Below are 20,256 nucleotides of genomic sequence, written 5' to 3'. Positions count from 1 at the left end.
TTTAATAGTCCTTTGACTTTTCTTGGTTGGTTAGGTCGGTATGTTCTGTTGGATTAGCAGCTAATGATGCTTCATTATTTTCAGGTTCTACAAGGGCAAAAGTGACAATTGAAGAGAGCTTATCCAATCGCATCACCCGAACTCCAAGTGTAGCTCGGCCTGATTGCGAAATATTAGCTACATTGGTACGAATAATTACACCCTTGTTTGTAATAATCATGATGTCTTCATTTCCATCAATGGTTACTAGACCAGATAAATAGCCATTTTTTGAGGTAATATTTGCTGTCTTAATACCCTTGCCACCGCGCCCCTTTGTGGGGTATTCCGAGCCTCGGGTGCGCTTTCCATAACCTTGTTCGGTGATAACAAGAACTTCTTGGTCATCTGTGATGCGAGACGCGCCTACCACTAAATCGTCATCGCGTAAGGTCACGCCTCGAACACCTGTTGCTGAGCGGCCCATTATACGTGCGCTTGCTTCATTAAAGCGAACAGAGTAACCATATTTTGTACCAATGATAATATCTTCAGAGCCATTTGTCAATAAGACATTAATCAGTTCATCGCCTTCTTTGAGATTGAGGGCGCGTAAGCCATTTTGACGAATATTTTGAAATTCTGAAGACTTGGTCCGTTTGATTACCCCTTGACGTGTAGTGAAAAAGAAATGTTTATCAGCTACTTCTTCTTTACGGGCATTGATAATGGTTTGAATGGTTTCGCCTTCTTCTAATTTTAAGAGATTGACAATTGGTAAACCTTTGGCAGTGCGGCCATATTCTGGAATTTCATAAGCCTTAAGGCGATAGACACGTCCTAGATTCGTAAAGAATAATAACGTATCATGTGTACTAGTTGATACTAGTTCTTTGACAAAATCATCATCATTAACACCGGTGCCCTGAACACCACGGCCCCCTCGTTTTTGGGCTCTGAACTCATCTTGAGCGAGTCTTTTGATATAACCTTTGTTAGATAGTGTAATTAAGACATCTTCTTCTTCGATTAAGTCTTCATCTTCGAGGGAGAGGACTTCACCAACCATAAGTTCTGTGCGGCGCGGATTGCCATACTTGCGTTTGATGTCGTCCATCTCCTCGATGATAATGGCCTTGATGCGTTCAGGCTTTGCCAGAATATCAGCTAAATCGGCAATCAAAGCTAATAACTCATCATATTCTGATTGGATTTTATCGCGTTCTAAACCGGTCAAACGCCGCAAACGCATATCAAGAATAGCTTGGCTTTGGCGTTCTGATAAGGCAAAACGATTTATTAATTCAGCTTGGGCAATGATGTCTGTTTGACTATTACGGATGATGGTAATGACTTCATCTAAGTGGTCTAGAGCAATCAATAAGCCTTCTAAAATATGAGCTCGCGCTTCGGCTTTGTCTTTGTCAAATTGTGTACGGCGGGTGATGACTTCTTTTTGGTGTTCGATATAATTATCAATGATTTGACGCAGGGTCAGAATTTTAGGAACACCTTTTTCAATGGCCAGCATATTAAAGCTGAAATTTGTTTGCAGACTGGTTAATTTAAAAAGATTATTTAAAATAACGCTGGCCGATGCTTCGCGTTTAACTTCGATGACAAAGCGGACGCCTTCGCGGTTAGATTCGTCACGTACAGCAGTGATCCCCTCAATGCGCTTTTCTTGTGCTAATTTTACGATATGTTCGTGAACCTTGGTCTTGTTAACACCATATGGAAATTCAGATACGATAATTCGCTCGCGACCATTTGGCAAAACTTCGATTTCTGTGCGAGAGCGTAGGACGATTGAGCCCTTACCAGTATCATAAGCACGGTAAATGCCAGAGCGGCCCATAACCAGGGCACCTGTTGGAAAATCAGGTCCAGGAAGAACTTCCATTAAATCACGAGTGGTAACGTCGGGATTTTCCATAACTAATTTTACCGCGTCAATGGATTCTGCTAAGTTATGTGGAGGAATGTTGGTCGCCATTCCAACCGCAATCCCTGTGGCACCATTTACCAAGAGATTAGGGAAGCGAGCAGGCAACACTAACGGCTCTCGTTCATTGCCATCATAGTTGTCTTGAAAGTCAACTGTATTTTTATTAATATCGCGCAGCAATTCAAGAGCAATTTTGCTCATGCGTGCTTCGGTATACCGTTGGGCAGCGGCGCCATCGCCATCCATGGAGCCAAAATTTCCATGTCCATCAACCAGCATATGACGGTAAGACCACCATTGAGCCATCCGGACCATGGCTTCATAAATCGAAGAGTCTCCGTGTGGATGATATTTACCCATGACATCCCCAGTGATCCGAGCTGATTTTTTATGAGGTTTATCAGGCGTGACACCAAGTTCATTCATGCCGTACAGAATCCGCCGATGGACTGGTTTTAAGCCATCTCGGACATCCGGGAGCGCACGAGCCACAATAACACTCATAGCATAGTCAATAAAACTAGTCTTCATCTCGCTAGTTAAATTAACATCTATTAAATTGGTATCTTGCATTAAAGGAATGCTCCTTTTCTAGTCAAAACTCTATATAGTATGTATATTATACCATAAAAAAGGAATTTTCGGGAATTGGAAGCGTTATCCGAAAACTATTTTCAAATTCTTTGTGAAAGTGATGACAAACACCCCCTAAAGTGTTAAAATCTATAGATATAGGGCCTTTGCAACCCTAAAAAATTGAAGGAGATGTTTAGAAATGACTGCAACTAAACAACATAAAAAAGTTATCCTTGTCGGTGATGGTGCTGTGGGTTCTTCATACGCCTTTGCTCTAGTTACTCAAAATATTGCCCAAGAATTAGGGATTATCGATATTTTTAAAGAAAAAACACAAGGTGATGCTGAGGATTTAAGCCATGCTCTAGCTTTCACATCCCCTAAAAAAATCTATGCTGCTGACTACCCAGACTGTCACGATGCTGACCTTGTTGTATTGACAGCGGGTGCACCACAAAAACCAGGTGAAACACGTCTTGACTTGGTTGAAAAAAACTTACGTATCAATAAAGAAGTCGTTACTCAAATCGTTGCATCTGGTTTCAAAGGTATTTTCCTAGTAGCTGCTAACCCTGTTGATGTTTTGACTTATTCTACTTGGAAATTCTCTGGTTTTCCTAAAGAGCGCGTTATTGGTTCAGGTACTTCCCTTGACTCAGCGCGTTTCCGTCAAGCCCTAGCTGATAAAATTGGCGTGGATGCGCGTTCTGTCCATGCTTACATTATGGGGGAACACGGTGATTCTGAATTTGCTGTTTGGTCACATGCCAACGTAGCTGGTGTTACACTTTATGACTGGTTACAAGATAACCGCGACATAGATGAGCAGGGACTTGTTGATTTATTTGTTTCTGTTCGTGATGCTGCTTATTCTATCATTAACAAAAAAGGTGCAACCTTCTACGGTATTGCAGCAGCCCTAGCTCGAATTACGAAAGCGATTTTAGACAATGAAAATGCAGTTCTTCCATTGTCTGTCTTCCAAGAAGGTCAATACCCAGGTGTTGAGGATTGTTATATTGGACAACCAGCAATTGTAGGTGCTTATGGCGTGGTTCGTCCTGTCAATATTCCTTTGAGTGATGCCGAATTGCAAAAAATGCAAAGTTCTGCTAAGCAATTAAAAGATATTATTGATGAAGCTTTTGCAAAAGAAGAATTTGCATCTGCTGCCAAAAACTAATAATACTATCTGATAATTAGACCTTTTGCCATTTAGATTAAGAAAAAGTCTCTGCTAGCTTTTTTAAGATTGTGGCAATAGAAACTTTCAAAACATACTCACAAGCAAAAAACGAATGACTTAGAATTGAAACATCTGTTTCTTTGCGTCATTCGTTTTTTAATACAATCATCAATCAAGCAATGTCTATTTTAACCAAGAAACACGTTTTGGGACTATTCCAAACAGCATAGCTCTAAAACTACAAAACAAAATTGTAAAACCAAGAAAACTTGAAAGTTGTGCGATCTATGCTTTTTAGGACCGTTTTAAGCAAGACAGTCTACTGCTTTTGTTCACTATTTTTTCTAATTTTATAGCTTAAAAACTGATCTTATCCTTTTGGTATTGCAAGAGGTAAGACCAGTTTTTGATTGCTGTTTGGAGTAAGTAAATGTTCCTAGGTGTTAAGCATTAGTTTACTCAGCGCCTAAGGCAGCCATAGTGATGTAGTTATAGGGTTTGTTAAAGTGCGGTAAGAAGAAAATATCCATGAGTGACAATTCCTCAATAGTCACCTGTTTTTGGATAGCTAAGGAGAACATGTGGATCCCCATTGAAATGTCTTCGTATGACATTAATTGTGCTCCTAGGATATGACGTGTGTCTTTATCATAAATCACTTTGAGCGCCACTTCATGGTTATCATGAGTGATGAATTCTGGCTTTTGGAGGTCTTTATATTCTGTTTCAAGGGCATTAAAACCAGCTTGTCTTGCTTTTTCAAGGGTAAGGCCGGTAGAGACCATATTTAAACCATAAATTGAAATACCATTTGAGCCTTGCACACCAACGCCTTCTATTGGATGGCCGGCGGCATTATGAGCAGCAACGATTCCTGTGCGAACGGCATTAGAGGCTAGAGCAATATAGTTGGTATCTTGCCTTGAATTATCGTAAATGGTAGCACAATCCCCAATAGCATAGACATCTTTGATGCTGGTTTCTTGTTTTTTATCCACTACCCATGCACTGTTGCGGAAGGTTTCAAGTTTACCTGCTCCTAGAGCAGTATTTGGTCGAAAACCAACAGCAAGAATAACCATATCCACATCATAAGTTGCTTTGTCAGTAACCAGACGTTCTACTTTCTTGTCACCTTCTATTGCTTGGACAGTTTGGCCAAAGGCTAACTCAATACCATGGTCTGCTAAGTTTTTGTTCATAGCATTGGTAAAATCACGGTCATAGTAGCCGCCAAGTGATGTTTCAGCAATATCAACAAGGACAACTTCTTTGCCTTTGCGTTGGAAAGCTTCTGCTAATTCGACCCCAATATAGCCTGCGCCAACGACAGCTACACGATTAATTCCTGGTTTTTCTAATTTTTGAATAACTTCTTTTGCATTTTGATAGAGTTTGACAAATTGGAGGTTTTCAAGAGTGGCTTTAAATTCTCGTGACCCTTCTTGAATAGCAAGTCCTTTGATTGGCGGAATAATGGGCTGTGAGCCAGTGGCTAAGATTAATTTGTCATAATTTTCAACATGTTCTTTGCCCTCAACCAAAGCTAGGACTTCTTTTTTGTCAAAGTCAATATTTAGGACGGGTGATTCCATGTAAACGGTGGCACCCATGCTTTCAAGTTCTTCCTTGTCTGAATAGAATAGACCTTCTGGTCCTTTTATTTGTTCGCCAATCCATAAAGCCATCCCACAGCCTAAAAAAGAAATATTGGAGTTTTGATCAAAACAGACCACCTCATTTTCGCTTCCGTAGGTTGTTAAGAGTGTTTTTATGGCTGCTGTACCTGCATGGTTTGTTCCGACAACGACAATTTTACTCATACAAGATTGTTCCTCTTTTCACAATATTTAGTTAGGCTTTTATTGTAACACAAGGCTGAAGCAGATGAAAGCGTTTTGCTCAGAAAACGTGATGTTTTTCACTTTAGGCTGAGTACTTGTGGCTATTGAAGATAAGCTTAGTCTGCTGTTAGTTTGCCGCTGTCTATGATGCGAAATAAAAGCCACCTTATGTGCAGTTTTTGATTGCTCCATCGCCATAGGAGATAAGCTAGTAGCTTTTGCGATGCTACCAAAAAAGCAAACACTTGGCTTCCCTCGGGGATAGCTAAAAAACCTATCCGTGTGAATAGGCTTACTGATGCTAAAACAAACGCATGAATTCTATCAAATAGAGATTAAAATGGACTTGGCGTGCATAATAAATGTTACCACCGTTCTTATACAGTTGACCACCTGATATAAGGGCTAGCGGATGGTAATAAAAATAACTTTCTGCGGTTCTATTGCCAAGGCTTGGGGCAACCACGGTTCTTGAATAAGTTTTAGCAAGCTGGATGGTATTTCGTCCTCCGTGCTTGGCAATATAATCAATATAGGCCGGGCCAAAATTGTAAGCCTGGACGGCAGTCCAAATGTCAACCTGGTGCTCACGAGCGGTTGCTAAATTTTCGGACAATAATTTTACCCCATGTGCGATACTGACTTGGCTGTCGGTGATTGAATTGGCGCGTCCATTGTTGCTTTCGCTGGATTGCATGACATCAACTTCACCACCTTTAGTTTCTGTGTAAATCATCGCTAGCACGAGATCAACATTGGCTTGCGTGTTGTTTTCTGCTAGAGCTTTTTCGACCATCGGTTTGTAATGTAAGACATTTTGGACATTTCGATGGATGATAAAGGCTTGATAGAGACAAAACACAAAGAAGGCGAGGAAAATGACACGTTTGATTGTTTTAAACATGCTATTTATTTTGAATATCCTCTATATTTTTGATTAAAATGGAATAGGTCCCATCATCATTTAAGATAAATTCTACCGATTCGGCATCTTGATAGATAGCATTGGGTACCGTTAATTCAATACCGTTTGATAAGGATAATTTTTGGCTTTCTAATTTTTTGCTTTGCCGTGAATAATCAATATCAGAAACGCTGATGGGTTGGGGAATGGCTTCTTTTAGCTGATCCACAAAAGTCAAGCGAGCAGTCAAGTTGTCATCAAACAACTGGTCTGCCAGTTTTTCAGGTGACAGTTCTTGTCCTTGATCTAATTGCTGGTGCAAACTTGATTTTAATTTAGATTGGAAGGCAAAATCGTCCTTTTGAAAGCCTTCGGCAATCTTTTGGGCTGTTTGTTCGATTGTTTTAATGGATTTTTTGACTGATTGATTGGGCGTTACCTTAAGCAAGTTTTGCGAAAAATAATTTTCAAAGCTCCCGTTATGCTTAATCCGCTTTTCAATGAGGTAATAGTGCTTAGTAGCCAAATTAATGACTAGTGCCTCATCGGGTGCTTGTGTAGCATTTGGCAGTGTATTTTGTGAAAGGCTAAAGGGACTTTCGGGATCGTTGCTATTATGGGCCAAGCTTTCTTTTAGGGTCATTCGCAGGAACGCAAAATAGGGTTGCCCTTCCTTTTCAAACTGCAAAAACACCAGGTCGTTGGTTTTTTGATCTTCGGCAAAGACAAAAGCCTCTTTCCACTCTTTAGCAATAGCTTGACTACTGGTTATAATATCATCAGTGATCAAGGTTAAAAAAGCATTGTCTGATTCAAATTGGCCACGCTTGGCATCTTCTGAGAAAACCTTGGTTAATTTTTTGCGAAAATAGTCGTCAATGCGTGGACTGATGGTCACTAGCACCTCGGCTAAGGTTAATTCCGTTTCACTGGGTGAAAACTGATGAATAATAATTTGTTTAATGTAAATATCTAACATGGGTGATTATTTCTCATATAAAGGAAAGGCATCGGTTAATTGACGCACTTCTTGTTTAATTGTTTCTAAGATGGCTTGGTCGTTGTGATGAACGAGTGCTTTGATAATGAGTTTAGCAATTTGCTGTGCTTCTTCAACGCCCATACCACGACTAGTCATAGCTGCGCAGCCAATTCGAATGCCTGATGTTTGAAATGGCGATAAGGTTTCAAAAGGGATGGCGTTTTTATTCAGGGTAATGTGGACCTCATCTAAAAGATTTTGTGCTAGCTTACCATTAGCAATGACTTTGGTTACCTCTACGAGAAAAACATGGTTATCGGTTCCGCCTGAAATCACACGAAAACGCCCATCCTTAGCAAATATATCTGCCATGGCTTTGGTATTATCAATGACTTGTTGGGAATAAAGAGCAAAGGCTGGATCCAAGGCTTCTTTAAAGGCCACTGCTTTCGCTGCAATGACATGCTCTAGGGGCCCGCCTTGCAAACCCGGGAAAATCGCCGAATCAATCCGCTTGGCCAACGTTGCGTCATTGGTTAGGATTAAACCGCCACGCGGTCCACGTAGTGTCTTATGAGTTGTTGAGGTGGTGAGATGCGCATAAGGAACCGGATTAGGATGCAAGCCAGCTGCTACTAGCCCGGCAATGTGCGCCATATCGACCATCAAATAGGCTCCCACTTCATCAGCAATGGCACGAAAGCGGGAAAAATCAATTAGTCGGGAATAGGCTGATGCACCAGCGACAATTAATTTTGGCTGGACAGCTTTAGCCTGGGCTAAGATAGCATCATAATCTAGCATTTCTGTAGTTGGATCAACTGAATAAGCGACAAAATGGTAGGTCTGCCCAGAAAAATTCACCGGTGAGCCATGGCTTAAGTGACCACCGGCAGCTAAATCCATCCCAAGGACAGTATCACCTGGCTGAATCAAAGCCAGATAGGCTGCGGCATTGGCTTGACTACCAGAATGCGGCTGAACATTGGCATAAGCAGCGCCAAAAAGCTGCTTGGCACGGTCAATCGCTAACGATTCAATCTTATCGATAAATTGAGTGCCACCATAGTAGCGTTTACCCACATACCCTTCGGCATATTTGTTGGTTAAAAGAGAGCCTTGGGCCTTCATTACAGCTTTTGAGACACTGTTTTCAGAAGCGATTAATTCAATATTTTGCTCTTGACGTTGCTCCTCGGCATGAATGGCTGCCCATAAATCTGGGTCAAATGCTTCATAGTCATCTTTGTCAAAAATCATTTTGCTCTCCTTTGATTGCTTTGTACGAGAGGGGACTTTACCAGCTAGATACTCCTTAAATACAAGTAAGAAACTTTTAGAGGGAGTGGGTTTTTGCTTCAAAGACCAGATCGGGCACTACCTCTAAAATAGCTGCTTGAGTGATAGCTCCTTGTCGCAAAATCTTGGCTTTAGGGCCAGACAAATCAAGTATTGTCGAATCCTGGCCTGTTAAAGCGTGGTCGTCTGCATAACCGATCACCTTATGATCAAAGCTAGTGAGAATAGTGCTAAATTGCTTTCCACTTTCTGTCCCAGAAACATTTGCAGAAGGGCCAATTAAGGGACCGACCTCCTGGATAATCCGGCGTGTTACCGGATGAGCGGGAAGCCGAAAGCCAAGGCTGGCTAAGCCTGAATTAATCCATGGCGGCACTTGCTCATTTGCCTTTAAAACAATCGTCAGTGGGCCTGGTAAAAAGGCGTCATAAAGGGCTTTCAAACCACGAGGTTGCTCTTTTGAATAAGCTAAAATGGACTGATAGTCAGCGACATTGAGGTTCATAGCCTTATCACGTGGACGCTTTTTAAGGGCATATACCCTATCAACGGCATCTTGGTCCAAGGCCTTTGCAAACAAGCCGTAGACTGTTTCGGTTGGTAAAACAACAGCCCCGCCAGCCCTAATCTCTTGTATTAACGCTTCAATCATCAATAGCTACCATCCGATCCTTTCCATAACTATCTTGTAAAATGCGCAGGCGTTTCTCTGGCAAGTAGAGCGTACTCAGCTCTTGCACTTGCTTTGCCTGCTTATAGCCGATTTCTAAATAGATTTTCCCCTGGTTAGTAAGATGGGGTGTGGTCTGTGACAATAGACCCCGATAAGCAGCAAAGCCATGTTCAGCAGCAAATAAGGCCAAATGTGGCTCAGATGCTAAGACATTTACAGCGACTTCTGCCTGGTCTTCCGGTGCAATATAAGGAGGGTTGGAGACAATAATATCAAAAGAACCAGTGATGGCTGATAAAAGATCAGACTGGATAAAATCAAGCTGTATTCCTAAATCACGAGCATTTTGCTGGGCCACATCAAGGGCATCAGCAGAAATATCACTGGCCACTACTTGCCACTCAGGTCTGGCTTTTTTGAGGGCAATAGCTATCGCTCCGCTGCCAGTCCCCACATCTAGGACTCTCTTATAAGAGTTATCATTTTCCTGCAAGATTAGCTCAACCAGCTCTTCGGTCTCAGGCCGTGGGATAAGAACGCGTTCATCAACTGTGAGGACCAAGTCGCGAAAATAGGCTTTTCCTGTAATGTATTGCGGCGATCGGTGCTGCAGTAATTGCTGCATAATAGCTTGCAAAAGCGTTTGATCAGCATCTGTTGCTGCTTGATTTTGGTGGAGCACAAAATCCAAAGTGGTCCAGGCTTTTAATTCTTTAAATACATAGATAAGATTTTGTGGATCTTCATCAACCGCGACTAGCTCCAAGCTGTAGCGTTGGATAAGTTGGGCGTAATTCATTAATTATTGAGGGATTCTAATTTTTGTGTTTGGTCATACATTATTAGAGCGTCCACCACTTCATCTAGCTTACCAGCTAAAATGGTATCTAACTTTTGTAGTGTAAGGCCAATGCGGTGATCGGTAACTCTGTTTTGCGGGAAATTATAGGTGCGAATACGCTCGGAACGATCGCCTGTGCCGACTGTTGACTTGCGTTCTGCATCTTGTTCATCTTGGGCAATCTGGGCAAAGTGGTCGGCTACGCGGGCCCGAATAATTTTCATTGCTTTGTCACGGTTTTTTTGTTGGGTGCGTTCTTCTTGCATTTCCACCTTAATGTTGGTTGGCAAATGGACGATCCGTACAGCAGTGGCAACCTTGTTGACATTTTGTCCGCCAGCACCAGAAGCGTGGTAAATGTCCACGCGCAAATCTTTGGGATCAATCTCGTATTCAACTTCTTCGATTTCTGGCATGACTAAGACAGTTGCTGTTGAAGTGTGTACGCGGCCCTGACTTTCAGTAACAGGGACACGTTGGACGCGATGGGCGCCAGATTCGTATTTTAATTTGGAGTAAACGGATTGCCCAGATACCATAGCCACAACTTCTTTGATACCGCCAACGCCATTGTAGGAAGCTTCCATGACATCAAAGCGCCAGCCCTGGCTTTCTGCAAACTTTTGGTACATGTTTAAGAGGTCTCCGGCAAATAAAGCCGCTTCGTCACCTCCAGCTGCTCCGCGAATTTCCAAAATGATATTTTTATCATCGTTGGGATCTTTTGGCAACAGCAGAATTTTTAACTGGTCTTCATAGGTTTCTTTAGCTGCTTTTGATTCTTTGAGTTCTTCTTTTGCCATCTCTTCGATCTCAGCATCGCCACCAGCTTCTTTGATTAGTTCTTCGGCATCTTCAATGGCTTGTAAAATGTCCTTATAGTGACGGTAGGTGGAGACGGTGTCTCTGATGCTCGCCTCTTCTTTAGAGAGTTCCATAAAACGTTTCGTATCTGCAACTACCTCTGGGTCGCTGAGCAATTCTCCTAACTCTTCATAACGGTCTTCAACGGACTGTAGTTGATCATAAATGTTCATATCCTTATACTCCTCTTTTATCCGATTTGCTTATTCTGCTCATGTCTGTGCGTCTTTTTTTGGAGGATGAAAATAGTGCTTACGACATACGGGAATGTAGGTTTCATTGCCTCCGATTTGAATCTGGGCGCCCTCATAGACGGGCTTACCATTTTCTGTCCGCAAGACCATAGTAGCCTTTTTGCTGCAATATTGACAGATGGTCTTAATTTCGTCAATTTTGTCAGCAAGCAAAAGTAGGTATTTTGAACCTTCAAACAATTCATTTTGAAAATCATTCTTCAAGCCAAAAGCCATCACGGGAATATCGCACTCATCCACTAGACGGGCCAAATCATAGACGTTTTCCTTGCTGAGAAATTGGCACTCGTCAATTAAGACGCAGTAAGGTTTTTGCGGGAGTGCTGCTATGGTGTCATAGACAGACATCTCGCTAGTAATGGGAATGGCTCGTCGCTTCATCCCGATGCGACTAGAAACAATGCCATAGCCTTCGCGGGTATCTAGTGCACTTGTCATAATAACCACTGGTTTACCTTGTTCTTCATAATTATGGGCCACTTTGAGAATTTCAATGGACTTGCCAGAGTTCATCGTGCCATACTTAAAGTATAATTGAGACATTTTTGTTTTATTTCCTTTTTTGTACCAACTGTACTCAAAAAAGTTCAGTTGTCAGTTGGTTGTGTGAGTCATTTACCTGTATCAACTAGCTTACACAGCTGGTTGGCAGCTGCTTTTGTATTATTGTCATCATTCCTAAATAAGCCAGGTCTCCTCTAAGTAATTGTTGATAGTGATTGATAACACTCAGAAGATTATTATATCATAATTTAATCGGCTTTGCCTGAGGAGTTTTTTACTAATCAATTACGCCTAAAAACCAAAAGCCTTCCACCTAGTCTCACCAATGCAAAAAAGATAGCCAGGCTACCTTTTTTAAAGATCTTGCTTAGTTAGTTTCTGGCTTTTTTAGACAGGTTTTTATAATACAGCCACTTGCCAATCTGCAGACTGAAACAATAAGCAAAAACTATCATCAACCACCACATCAAGTAAGGAATCTGAATACGATACAATTGAATCATGTTTCCTAAAGGCGTTAACAGTAAAATGGCTCCCGCGGCTAATGCGCTAAATGTTGCAAGAAAAACAGGGGGTGAGGCATTGCTCTTAATGAAAGGAAGCTTTTTTGTTCGTAAAATATGAAAGGCTAACGCCTGTGTGGCCAAAGATTCGATAAACCAAGCTGACTGAAAGAACGGAGCCTGAATGGGTGTTTGGTAATGCATGACAAACCATAAAATAGCAAAAGTCGTCACATCAAAAAGCGAAGAAATCGGACCGATCCGTAAGGCGAATTGGGCCAGACCCTTGGTATCCCACTTTACAGGATGAGCAATCTCTTGCTCATCAACACAATCCCAGGGCGTTGCTAATTGGGACAAATCATAAATCAAATTAAGTGTTAGCAACTGGGTTGATAGCATTGGTAAAAAAGGAAGAAAGGCTGAGGCCACTAGGACCGAAAAAACATTGCCAAAGTTAGAGGATAGGGTAATTCGGAGGTATTTCATCATATTAGAGAAAATACTGCGCCCCTCAACCACGGCTGTCTCCAAAACTTGCAAGGATTTTTCAAGGAGAATAATCGAACTTGCTTCTTTCGTAATATCTGCTGCTGTATCAACTGATATTCCCACATCTGCTGCCCTTAAAGCCGGAGCATCATTGATACCATCACCCATAAAGCCAACGGTATTTGCCTGACGCAATATATCAATAATCCGCGTTTTTTGTAGGGGCGATAGCTTTGCAAATAGGTGGGCTTGCATAGCGGCATCAAACAATTCTTGATCAGACATGGCATCAATATCTGCGCCTAAGTAATAGGTGGCCACCGGTATGCCGACATCAGCACACACTTTTTTGGCAACAATGGCGTTATCTCCGGTTAGAACCTTAACGGCTACTCCATGCTTGTGCAGACTCTCGATTGCTGTCTTAGCACTTGCTTTTGCGGGGTCCAGAAAGCCCAGAAAGCCTATCAGGGTCATCTTTTCTTCAGCACCTTCATCAAAGTTTGCTAGCTCTTCTTTTGTTAACAAACGTTGGGCAACAGTTAGCACCCGCATCCCTTCTTTGTTCATGTCTTTGGAAACGTTCCGAAAGGCCTTTCGTTTTTCTGGAGTAATAGGGACATCTCGGCCCTCAAGCCGCATATGGGTACAAATAGCTTCGACTTCTTCTACTGCACCTTTGGTGACCATTAAAATCTTATTATCTTCTCGAACAACAACAGATAAGCGCCTCCGTTGAAAATCAAAAGGAATCTCATCAACTTTTTGCATATGGGAGTAATCAAATTCCCGTGGATGCTTATTGAAATATTGGATAACAGCAATATCCATGAGATTTTTCCAGCCAGTTTGAAAATAAGAATTGACAAAGGCAGCATGTAAAACATGGCGTTTCTTTTCCCCTAGAGGTCCGACATAAGACATCATCACCACGCGGTCTTCTGTTATCGTACCTGTCTTATCGGTACATAAAATAGTCATTGAACCCAGATTTTGAATAGCTGATAATTGCTTAACAATGACTTTTTGCTTAGAAAGGGCAACTGCTCCTTTGGCAAGGTTGGTATTAACGACCATAGGCAGCATTTCAGGTGTTAGTCCAACTGCCACTGCGATGGCAAAAAAGAAGGCATCTAGCGGCGACGATTTGGTCAGCCAGTTAATGATAAACACAAGGGGAAATAAGATGGCAACCATGGTCAGTAATAAATGCGATATACGATTGAGTCCCTTGTCAAATGCAGAGGGAACCTTAGCATTGATTGATGATTTGCTAGCAATATCACCAAACAGCGTTTGCCTACCGGTTTTTACAATGAGAATATCGCCAGTACCTGATAAAACATCTGTGCCCATAAACAAAATATTAGGGACATCAATACTAGAGACATGTTCCCAATCTATCTGCTCCTTTGCATCCAAATCCTCTAATAAGCATTTTTCTATAGGATAGGATTCGCCAGTTAGACTGGATTGATTGATAAAAAGATCTTTTGAATTTAACAAGATGCTATCTGCTGGAACCATGTCACCTGTTTGGAGATGAATAATGTCACCAGGAACCACTTCATCCATAGGAATTTCATGAAAAATGCCATTTCGTTTAACATTTGTTGTGTTTTCAATAATCTCACGAAGGGCAGTTGATGCCTTTTGGCTTTTATACTCCTGCACAAAGGCAACGATAGCTGAAAGAATAATCATCACACACATATAACCAGCTGGTTCTATATCACCGGTCACAACCGAAACAATAGCCAAAAAAGCCAGCACAAGCGAAAAGGGATTGCAAAAAGCATGCCACAAAATAATATACCAGGCAATTTCTTGTTGCGCTGCAATGACATTAGGACCATATTGGTCAAGCCGATCCTGTGCCTGTTCACTAGTAAGTCCTGTAAACTGTGTCTGGAAGCGTTGAAACAATTCTGTACGGGTAAGTTGAGCAAACTGCATTAAGGCATTGTCTTTTTTTCCTTGAGTCATTTTAGCCATATTGAGGTTCTCCCTGCTTCAAAATAGAAACAGTTTTCTTTTGGTTTTAGGAATTGCTTTTCATAAAGAGGCAGTAAAATAAAGGGGTGACAGCTAAGGTTCAGGATTTTTTTGCTGTCAGATGCTTATCAAGGCTTACGCGTATTTGTTATAAAGTCTATTGTTAATACTGAGCTTATGCTTATTGCCATTACTAATAACGCACTGATTGTAAACAAGAAAGCTTAAAAAAAGATTAAGTTAGCAAGCTTATCTAAATAGCATGGTTGTTTAGGTTAAAAGAATAAGAATGATAAAAAAGAGTATTTCCCAAAAGTATCGCATTTTTTTGAGCAACATGCTAAAATAATCTACAACTTATAAACGAAAACCACTCATGCCATTTGTGATCATTAGATTATTTAAAGGACGCTCATAGACCAAAAGACGCAACTCATCAAGGAAACCATTGAGGTGAGTGAGTGTCTGCCTGGCTGATTACCTCAAAGACGCCCGTCCATGTTTTTATTTCTGCCTTACCAAAAGGCAGTTATTTCCCAGCTGGTTAGATAGAAAAAGGCAATATTAGACCAGCTAGTCAAGCAAACAGATAAGTAATTGCTTGCTTTTAGTCCATCATATATAAGACCAGACAAGTGCAGATGACAATAAGACTAGGAGGTAATTATCTGTATTTAACACATCAACTCAAACTGATGGGAACCCAGATTGACATTGCAGTTGACGCTACAGAACCTCAAAAACACCTTGCCCACGTTGTAGAACTGCTCCATCACTATAAACAGCGTTTTAGTGCCAATGATTGGGATTCTGAATTAATGGTTATCAATGACAAGGCAGGAGTCAAGGAAGTTGTCGTTAATTCGGAACTTTATGAACTGATTGCTCTAGGAAAATACCATAGCTTAGCGCAGCCTAGTAATCTTAATATAGCCATTGGACCCTTGGTGCAAACGTGGCGGATTGGCTTTAGCGATGCTCGATTGCCCGCGCAGGATAATATAGCTGCTAAAATGCCTCTGACTAATCCTAGAGATATTCTGCTTAATCCAAGTAAACACAGTGTTTATCTGCGTCACAAAGGTATGAAAATTGATTTAGGGGCACTGGCCAAAGGCTATATCGCCGATCAGGTGATCGCTTATTTAGCGCGGCAGGCTGCTACTGCTGCTTTCATTAACCTTGGTGGAAATGTGCTTGTCTATGGTGATAATCCCAAACGCGCCGATGGCTTTTGGTTTATTGGTATTCAAGATCCGGACAAACCACGTGGTCAAATAGTGGGAAGGATTAAACTAAAAAACCAATCCGTTGTCACCTCGGGCATCTACGAACGCCGTTTAGTAGTTCAGGGGCGGTCCTACCATCATCTTTTTGATCGAGTTACGGGCTATCCGATACAGACACCAATGGCTAGTTTGACAGTCGTTGCTGATGCATCAATTGATTGCGAGATTTGGACGACAAGATTATTTGGCTTGCCCATCAACCAAGCACTTGAGCTTTTGAATCAAACGCCTGGTATTGAGGGACTAATCATCACAAAAGACCGAAAGCTTCTGCTTTCTGATGGCTTGGGCTCCTGTTTTTACGCAGTTCATCAGTAAATCTTACCTCAAAACCTTTTGCCTCAAGCCCTGTCGCCCAGTGACAGCTTGGCTTAGACGAAGGAACATTGCTTTTCACTCACATAGGCATACCTGGTCTGCCATCCCAAGTATCTCAGCTGTCCAAATACTTGGACAGTGGCTGTCATTTTAATCAAAAAGACACTCAAGCATGCTCAAGACTGATATGTGTCCAGGATTCTGGGTACATATCAGACCGAGTTACTTGGAGTGTCCTTTTTTAATCTGAAAATCATCACAACCAAGAGCGAAGCTGATTGGTCAGAAAGTGCCGATCAGTCTCTATCAACCAGAACTGAGGTCTTATCTTTAATTTTACCATTGAAAATTAGGTTTAAGAGCACTGCTGTTACCGTAGCAACAACGATACCATTGGTTAGAAACATATTGACAGTGGTAGGTAAGCTAGCAAATAAATGCGTGCCGTTAAAGCCTAGGCCAGCGGCAATGGAGACGGCCGCAATAATAAAATGATGCTCATTATTTTCAAAGTCAACACGATTTAGCATCTGAATGCCTTGCAGGGCAACCATACCAAACAAGACTAACATTGCTCCTCCAAGCACGGGACTAGGAATCATTTGAGCAAGGGCACCAAATTTAGGCAAAAGACCAATAATCACAAGAAACAATGCGGTGTAATAAATGGGACGTCGTGTCTTAATGCCAGAAAGTCGGACCAAGCCAACGTTTTGTGAAAAACCAGTGTAAGGAAAGGTGTTAAAAATACCACCCATCAATACAGCCAGTCCCTCAGCGCGGTAGCCATTACGTAACCGCTGACTGTCAAGCTTTTCTTGAGTAATATCTGATAAGGCTAAATAAACACCGGTAGATTCAACCATCGAAACGGTGGCAATAATACACATCATGATAATGGAAGTTATCTCAAATTTGGGGGCCCCGAAATAAAACGGCGTTGGAACATGTACCCATGGTGCGTTTGCCACCGCAGAAGTATCCACTAGTCCCATGCCTGCTGCTAAGAGGGTCCCTGAAACAAGGCCTATTAAAATGGCGATTGATTTGAGAAAACCCCTAGCACATTTTTGTACCAGCAAGATGATAAAAATGGTGGCCAGAGCTAAAATCATGCTTTGAGCGCTTGGTTGATCGGCGTTGTCCCCCATATTACCCACCGCCACAGGAATGAGTGATAAACCAATAGTGGTAATCACAGAACCAGTGACGATAGCTGGAAAGAAGCGCGCGATTTTTGAAAAAATACCAGCAACAAGAATCACGTAAATCCCTGAGGCAATCAAAGCGCCAAACATAGCACCTGATCCCTGATGAGCTCCAATAATGGATAAGGGAGCAACTGACTGAAAGGCACACCCTAAGACGACAGGCAAGCCAACACCGAAGTATTTGTTGAGCTGCAATTGTAAAAAGGTTGCCACGCCACACATAAAAATATCGGTGGAAATCAAGTAGGTTAATTCTTTTGCGGAATAACCCAGGGCCCCTGCAATCATAATGGGAACTAAAATTGATCCAGCATACATTGATAAGAGATGTTGAATACCCAAAATTGCTGATTGGGAATGTGAATGAGCGTAATGTTCTGACATGCTATGCATCAGCCTCCATAAAGTTTAATTGTCCATTTTCAAAGCTAGCAATTCGTGCTAGTGAGGTCACAGGGATGCCGCTTTCTTCAATCAATGAGCGACCTGGTTGGAAGGATTTTTCAATGACAATGCCAACACCAACCACGCTGGCGCCAGCTTGGCCAATTATATCAATCAAGCCTTTTGCAGCTTGGCCATTTGCCAAAAAGTCATCAATAATCAGTACCTTATCTTCTTTTGAGAGGAATTTACTAGAAATCGAAACGGTACTAGTAACCTGCTTGGTAAATGAATAGACTTCAGCTGTCAAAATGCCTTCTGTCATGGTAATGTTTTTATGCTTTTTTGCAAAGATCATGGGAACATTAAGGGCTTCAGCAGCATAAAGGGCTGGTGCGATACCAGATGCTTCAATCGTAACGACTTTGGTAATGCCAGCTTGTGCATAATGATCAGCAAAGACTGCACCGATAGCTTTCATCAACTTGTAATCCACTTGGTGGGTTAAAAATTGATCAACCTTTAAGATGTCTTTGCCCAAGATATTACCATCTTGTAAAATACGTTTCTCCAATAGTTCCATGACTTCCTCTTTTCTAAAAAACAAAAAAACTTGCCACAAGTAAAGGTCTTAAACACTTTAGTTGTAATGGTAAAAACCAAGCAAGCTTAAAAGCTTACTTATTGTTAGACATTCCGGTGTCTTGTAGAAACACTGTGCCAATTCACAGTATAAATAAGTAATTGATTATTCAATTGTTCTGTAAGGTATGTTTTATTGTAACATTTTTTTGGTAATTTTCAACACGTATTTTAAATGGAATCCCCATTCCAAATAGAATTTTTAACGATAACATAATTAACTCGGCGCAGACTATCAATATCATCTCCGCCAGCGTAAGAAATCGAGGATTGCAAATCTTGCTTCATTTCCGTTAGTGTGTCTGCTAGGTGACCCTTGGTTGGTAAAAGAATCTTTTTTCCTTCGACATTTTTGTGCTCACCTTTTTGGTATTCTGAAGCTGAGCCATAGTATTCTTTGAAGCTTTCACCATCGATTTCTACTGTTTTACCCGGGCTTTCGATATGCCCTGCAAATAAAGAACCAATCATGACCATGGTTGCACCAAAGCGAATGGACTTGGCAATGTCACCGTGGGTGCGAATACCGCCATCGGCAATAATGGGTTTGCGGGCTGCTTTTGCGCACCAGCGAAGGGCTGCCAACTGCCAGCCGCCAGTTCCAAAGCCTGTTTTGACTTTAGTAATACAAACCTTACCAGGACCTATGCCAACTTTTGTTGCATCTGCTCCAGCATTTTCTAATTCACGAACCGCCTCTGGTGTTCCGACATTGCCTGCAATCACAAAGGTTTCAGGCAATTCTGATTTAATATGCTGAATCATCTGAATAACACTATCGGCATGGCCATGTGCAATATCAATGGTAATAAATTCTGGCGCATCTTCTTTTAAAGAAGAGACAAATTCATATTCGTAAGCTTTGACACCAACTGAGATAGACGCAATCAATCCCTGCGCATGCATTTTAGCAATAAAGGGTTTTCGACTGGCCTCATCAAAGCGATGCATAATATAAAAATACCCTGCTTTGGCCAACTCTTCAGCGATTGTTTCATCAATGATGGTCTGCATATTGGCCGGAATCACTGGTAGCTTAAACCGATAAGAGCCAAGTTGAACCGTGGTATCGGCCTCTGAACGGCTTGAAATAATGCATTTGTTGGGTACCAATTGAATATCCTCATAATCAAATACAGGCATGTCATTAAACATTTACTACTCCTTTTGAAACCTGCATACTAGCTCTAAGAGCAAGCAGGTTTTCTGTAAAAAAATGACCTTCCTATGATTTCAAAGTGAAATCATCACTAGGTAAAACCTTACCTTTCCTTGAAAAATTCTAATCTAATATTTCGGTTATGTCAATTTTACTATTTATTTATGAAAAAATGTTCGGTTTTTCTGGTAATATTTTCTTATTTGCTGATTTTTCTCTTGATTAGTTCACTCGGTTTATTATCCTGATACAGCAAAAAAGAGCTGGTCTTTTGGGCCAACTCAATAACCATCGTCTTTTATTGAAGCTGCAATCTAAAAAGAACTGCTAACTTGTACGGTCTTATCCAAATACCAAGCTAGTAGCAAAAATCTAGCATTTAAAGCATGATAAAAGACCAGCTGCATCA

General features: G+C 41.4%; 15 protein-coding genes and 1 riboswitch. Of the genes, 2 read left to right on the top strand and 13 right to left on the bottom strand.

The annotated features are described in order from the left end of the window. Position 1: 1 nt before the first annotated feature. Positions 2 to 2,500 carry a DNA gyrase subunit A gene (gene gyrA / locus K5J94_RS06850; RefSeq protein ID WP_221912696.1) on the bottom strand — a complete coding sequence of 833 codons (2,499 nt, stop codon included), beginning with the start codon at positions 2,498 to 2,500 and terminating at the stop codon, positions 2 to 4. Positions 2,501 to 2,702: 202 nt separating this feature from the next. Here gyrA and K5J94_RS06845 point away from each other — a divergent pair, with 202 nt between their 5' ends. Then, on the top strand, positions 2,703 to 3,686 hold the full coding sequence (locus K5J94_RS06845) for an L-lactate dehydrogenase (protein ID WP_159545217.1): 984 nt from the start codon (positions 2,703 to 2,705) through the stop codon (positions 3,684 to 3,686). Between the two features lie 458 nt (positions 3,687 to 4,144). Here K5J94_RS06845 and nox read toward each other — a convergent pair whose 3' ends face one another. From nox to mgtA, 9 genes are all read right to left on the bottom strand, one after another. Further along, positions 4,145 to 5,512: a H2O-forming NADH oxidase gene (nox, locus tag K5J94_RS06840; protein WP_221912695.1), complete on the bottom strand. Its 1,368-nt coding sequence runs from the start codon at positions 5,510 to 5,512 to the stop codon at positions 4,145 to 4,147. A 322-nt stretch (positions 5,513 to 5,834) separates the two neighbouring features. Beyond that, complete coding sequence (locus K5J94_RS06835; RefSeq protein ID WP_159545221.1) at positions 5,835 to 6,437, bottom strand: lysozyme family protein; 603 nt, start codon at positions 6,435 to 6,437, stop codon at positions 5,835 to 5,837. Position 6,438: 1 nt separating this feature from the next. Continuing rightward, positions 6,439 to 7,416 (bottom strand): nucleoid-associated protein, encoded by a 978-nt coding sequence (locus K5J94_RS06830; RefSeq protein ID WP_221912694.1) that lies wholly within the window; start codon positions 7,414 to 7,416, stop codon positions 6,439 to 6,441. A 6-nt stretch (positions 7,417 to 7,422) separates the two neighbouring features. Beyond that, positions 7,423 to 8,679, bottom strand: coding sequence for a serine hydroxymethyltransferase (gene glyA / locus K5J94_RS06825; RefSeq protein ID WP_221912693.1), 1,257 nt, complete (start codon positions 8,677 to 8,679; stop codon positions 7,423 to 7,425). Between the two features lie 76 nt (positions 8,680 to 8,755). After that, complete coding sequence (locus K5J94_RS06820; RefSeq protein ID WP_159565185.1) at positions 8,756 to 9,370, bottom strand: L-threonylcarbamoyladenylate synthase; 615 nt, start codon at positions 9,368 to 9,370, stop codon at positions 8,756 to 8,758. Beyond that, positions 9,363 to 10,190: a peptide chain release factor N(5)-glutamine methyltransferase gene (gene prmC / locus K5J94_RS06815; protein ID WP_221912691.1), complete on the bottom strand. Its 828-nt coding sequence runs from the start codon at positions 10,188 to 10,190 to the stop codon at positions 9,363 to 9,365. Before prmC ends, K5J94_RS06820 begins: the two co-directional genes overlap by 8 nt. Further along, positions 10,190 to 11,269: a peptide chain release factor 1 gene (prfA, locus tag K5J94_RS06810; RefSeq protein ID WP_159565181.1), complete on the bottom strand. Its 1,080-nt coding sequence runs from the start codon at positions 11,267 to 11,269 to the stop codon at positions 10,190 to 10,192. The genes prmC and prfA overlap by 1 nt, the downstream gene beginning before the upstream one ends. A 39-nt stretch (positions 11,270 to 11,308) precedes the next feature. Then, positions 11,309 to 11,893 (bottom strand): thymidine kinase, encoded by a 585-nt coding sequence (locus K5J94_RS06805; RefSeq protein ID WP_159565179.1) that lies wholly within the window; start codon positions 11,891 to 11,893, stop codon positions 11,309 to 11,311. A gap of 332 nt (positions 11,894 to 12,225) precedes the next feature. Further along, positions 12,226 to 14,844: a magnesium-translocating P-type ATPase gene (mgtA, locus tag K5J94_RS06800; protein ID WP_221912689.1), complete on the bottom strand. Its 2,619-nt coding sequence runs from the start codon at positions 14,842 to 14,844 to the stop codon at positions 12,226 to 12,228. A 668-nt stretch (positions 14,845 to 15,512) separates the two neighbouring features. On the opposite strand from mgtA, the gene K5J94_RS06795 reads away from it, so the two are divergent. Beyond that, complete coding sequence (locus K5J94_RS06795) at positions 15,513 to 16,451, top strand: FAD:protein FMN transferase (RefSeq protein ID WP_221913796.1); 939 nt, start codon at positions 15,513 to 15,515, stop codon at positions 16,449 to 16,451. 296 nt (positions 16,452 to 16,747) lie between these two features. Here the strand turns inward: K5J94_RS06795 and K5J94_RS06790 are convergent, their stop codons facing one another. From K5J94_RS06790 to guaC, 3 genes are all read right to left on the bottom strand, one after another. Further along, the gene (locus tag K5J94_RS06790) at positions 16,748 to 18,046 is read right to left on the bottom strand and encodes a nucleobase:cation symporter-2 family protein (RefSeq protein ID WP_159795928.1); all 1,299 of its coding nucleotides are present in this window, start codon (positions 18,044 to 18,046) and stop codon (positions 16,748 to 16,750) included. Between the two features lies 1 nt (position 18,047). Continuing rightward, positions 18,048 to 18,629, bottom strand: a complete 582-nt coding sequence (locus tag K5J94_RS06785; protein ID WP_159545237.1) for a xanthine phosphoribosyltransferase — start codon at positions 18,627 to 18,629, stop codon at positions 18,048 to 18,050. Positions 18,630 to 18,710: 81 nt separating this feature from the next. After that, positions 18,711 to 18,806: riboswitch (purine riboswitch) on the bottom strand. A 53-nt stretch (positions 18,807 to 18,859) separates the two neighbouring features. Next, positions 18,860 to 19,843: a GMP reductase gene (guaC, locus tag K5J94_RS06780; protein WP_159564588.1), complete on the bottom strand. Its 984-nt coding sequence runs from the start codon at positions 19,841 to 19,843 to the stop codon at positions 18,860 to 18,862. Between the last annotated feature and the right edge of the window lie 413 nt (positions 19,844 to 20,256).

This window comes from Streptococcus halichoeri (genome assembly GCF_019774635.1).
In the GTDB taxonomy this organism is placed as follows: domain Bacteria; phylum Bacillota; class Bacilli; order Lactobacillales; family Streptococcaceae; genus Streptococcus; species Streptococcus halichoeri.
This window is presented reverse-complemented; position numbering and strand designations above follow the sequence as displayed.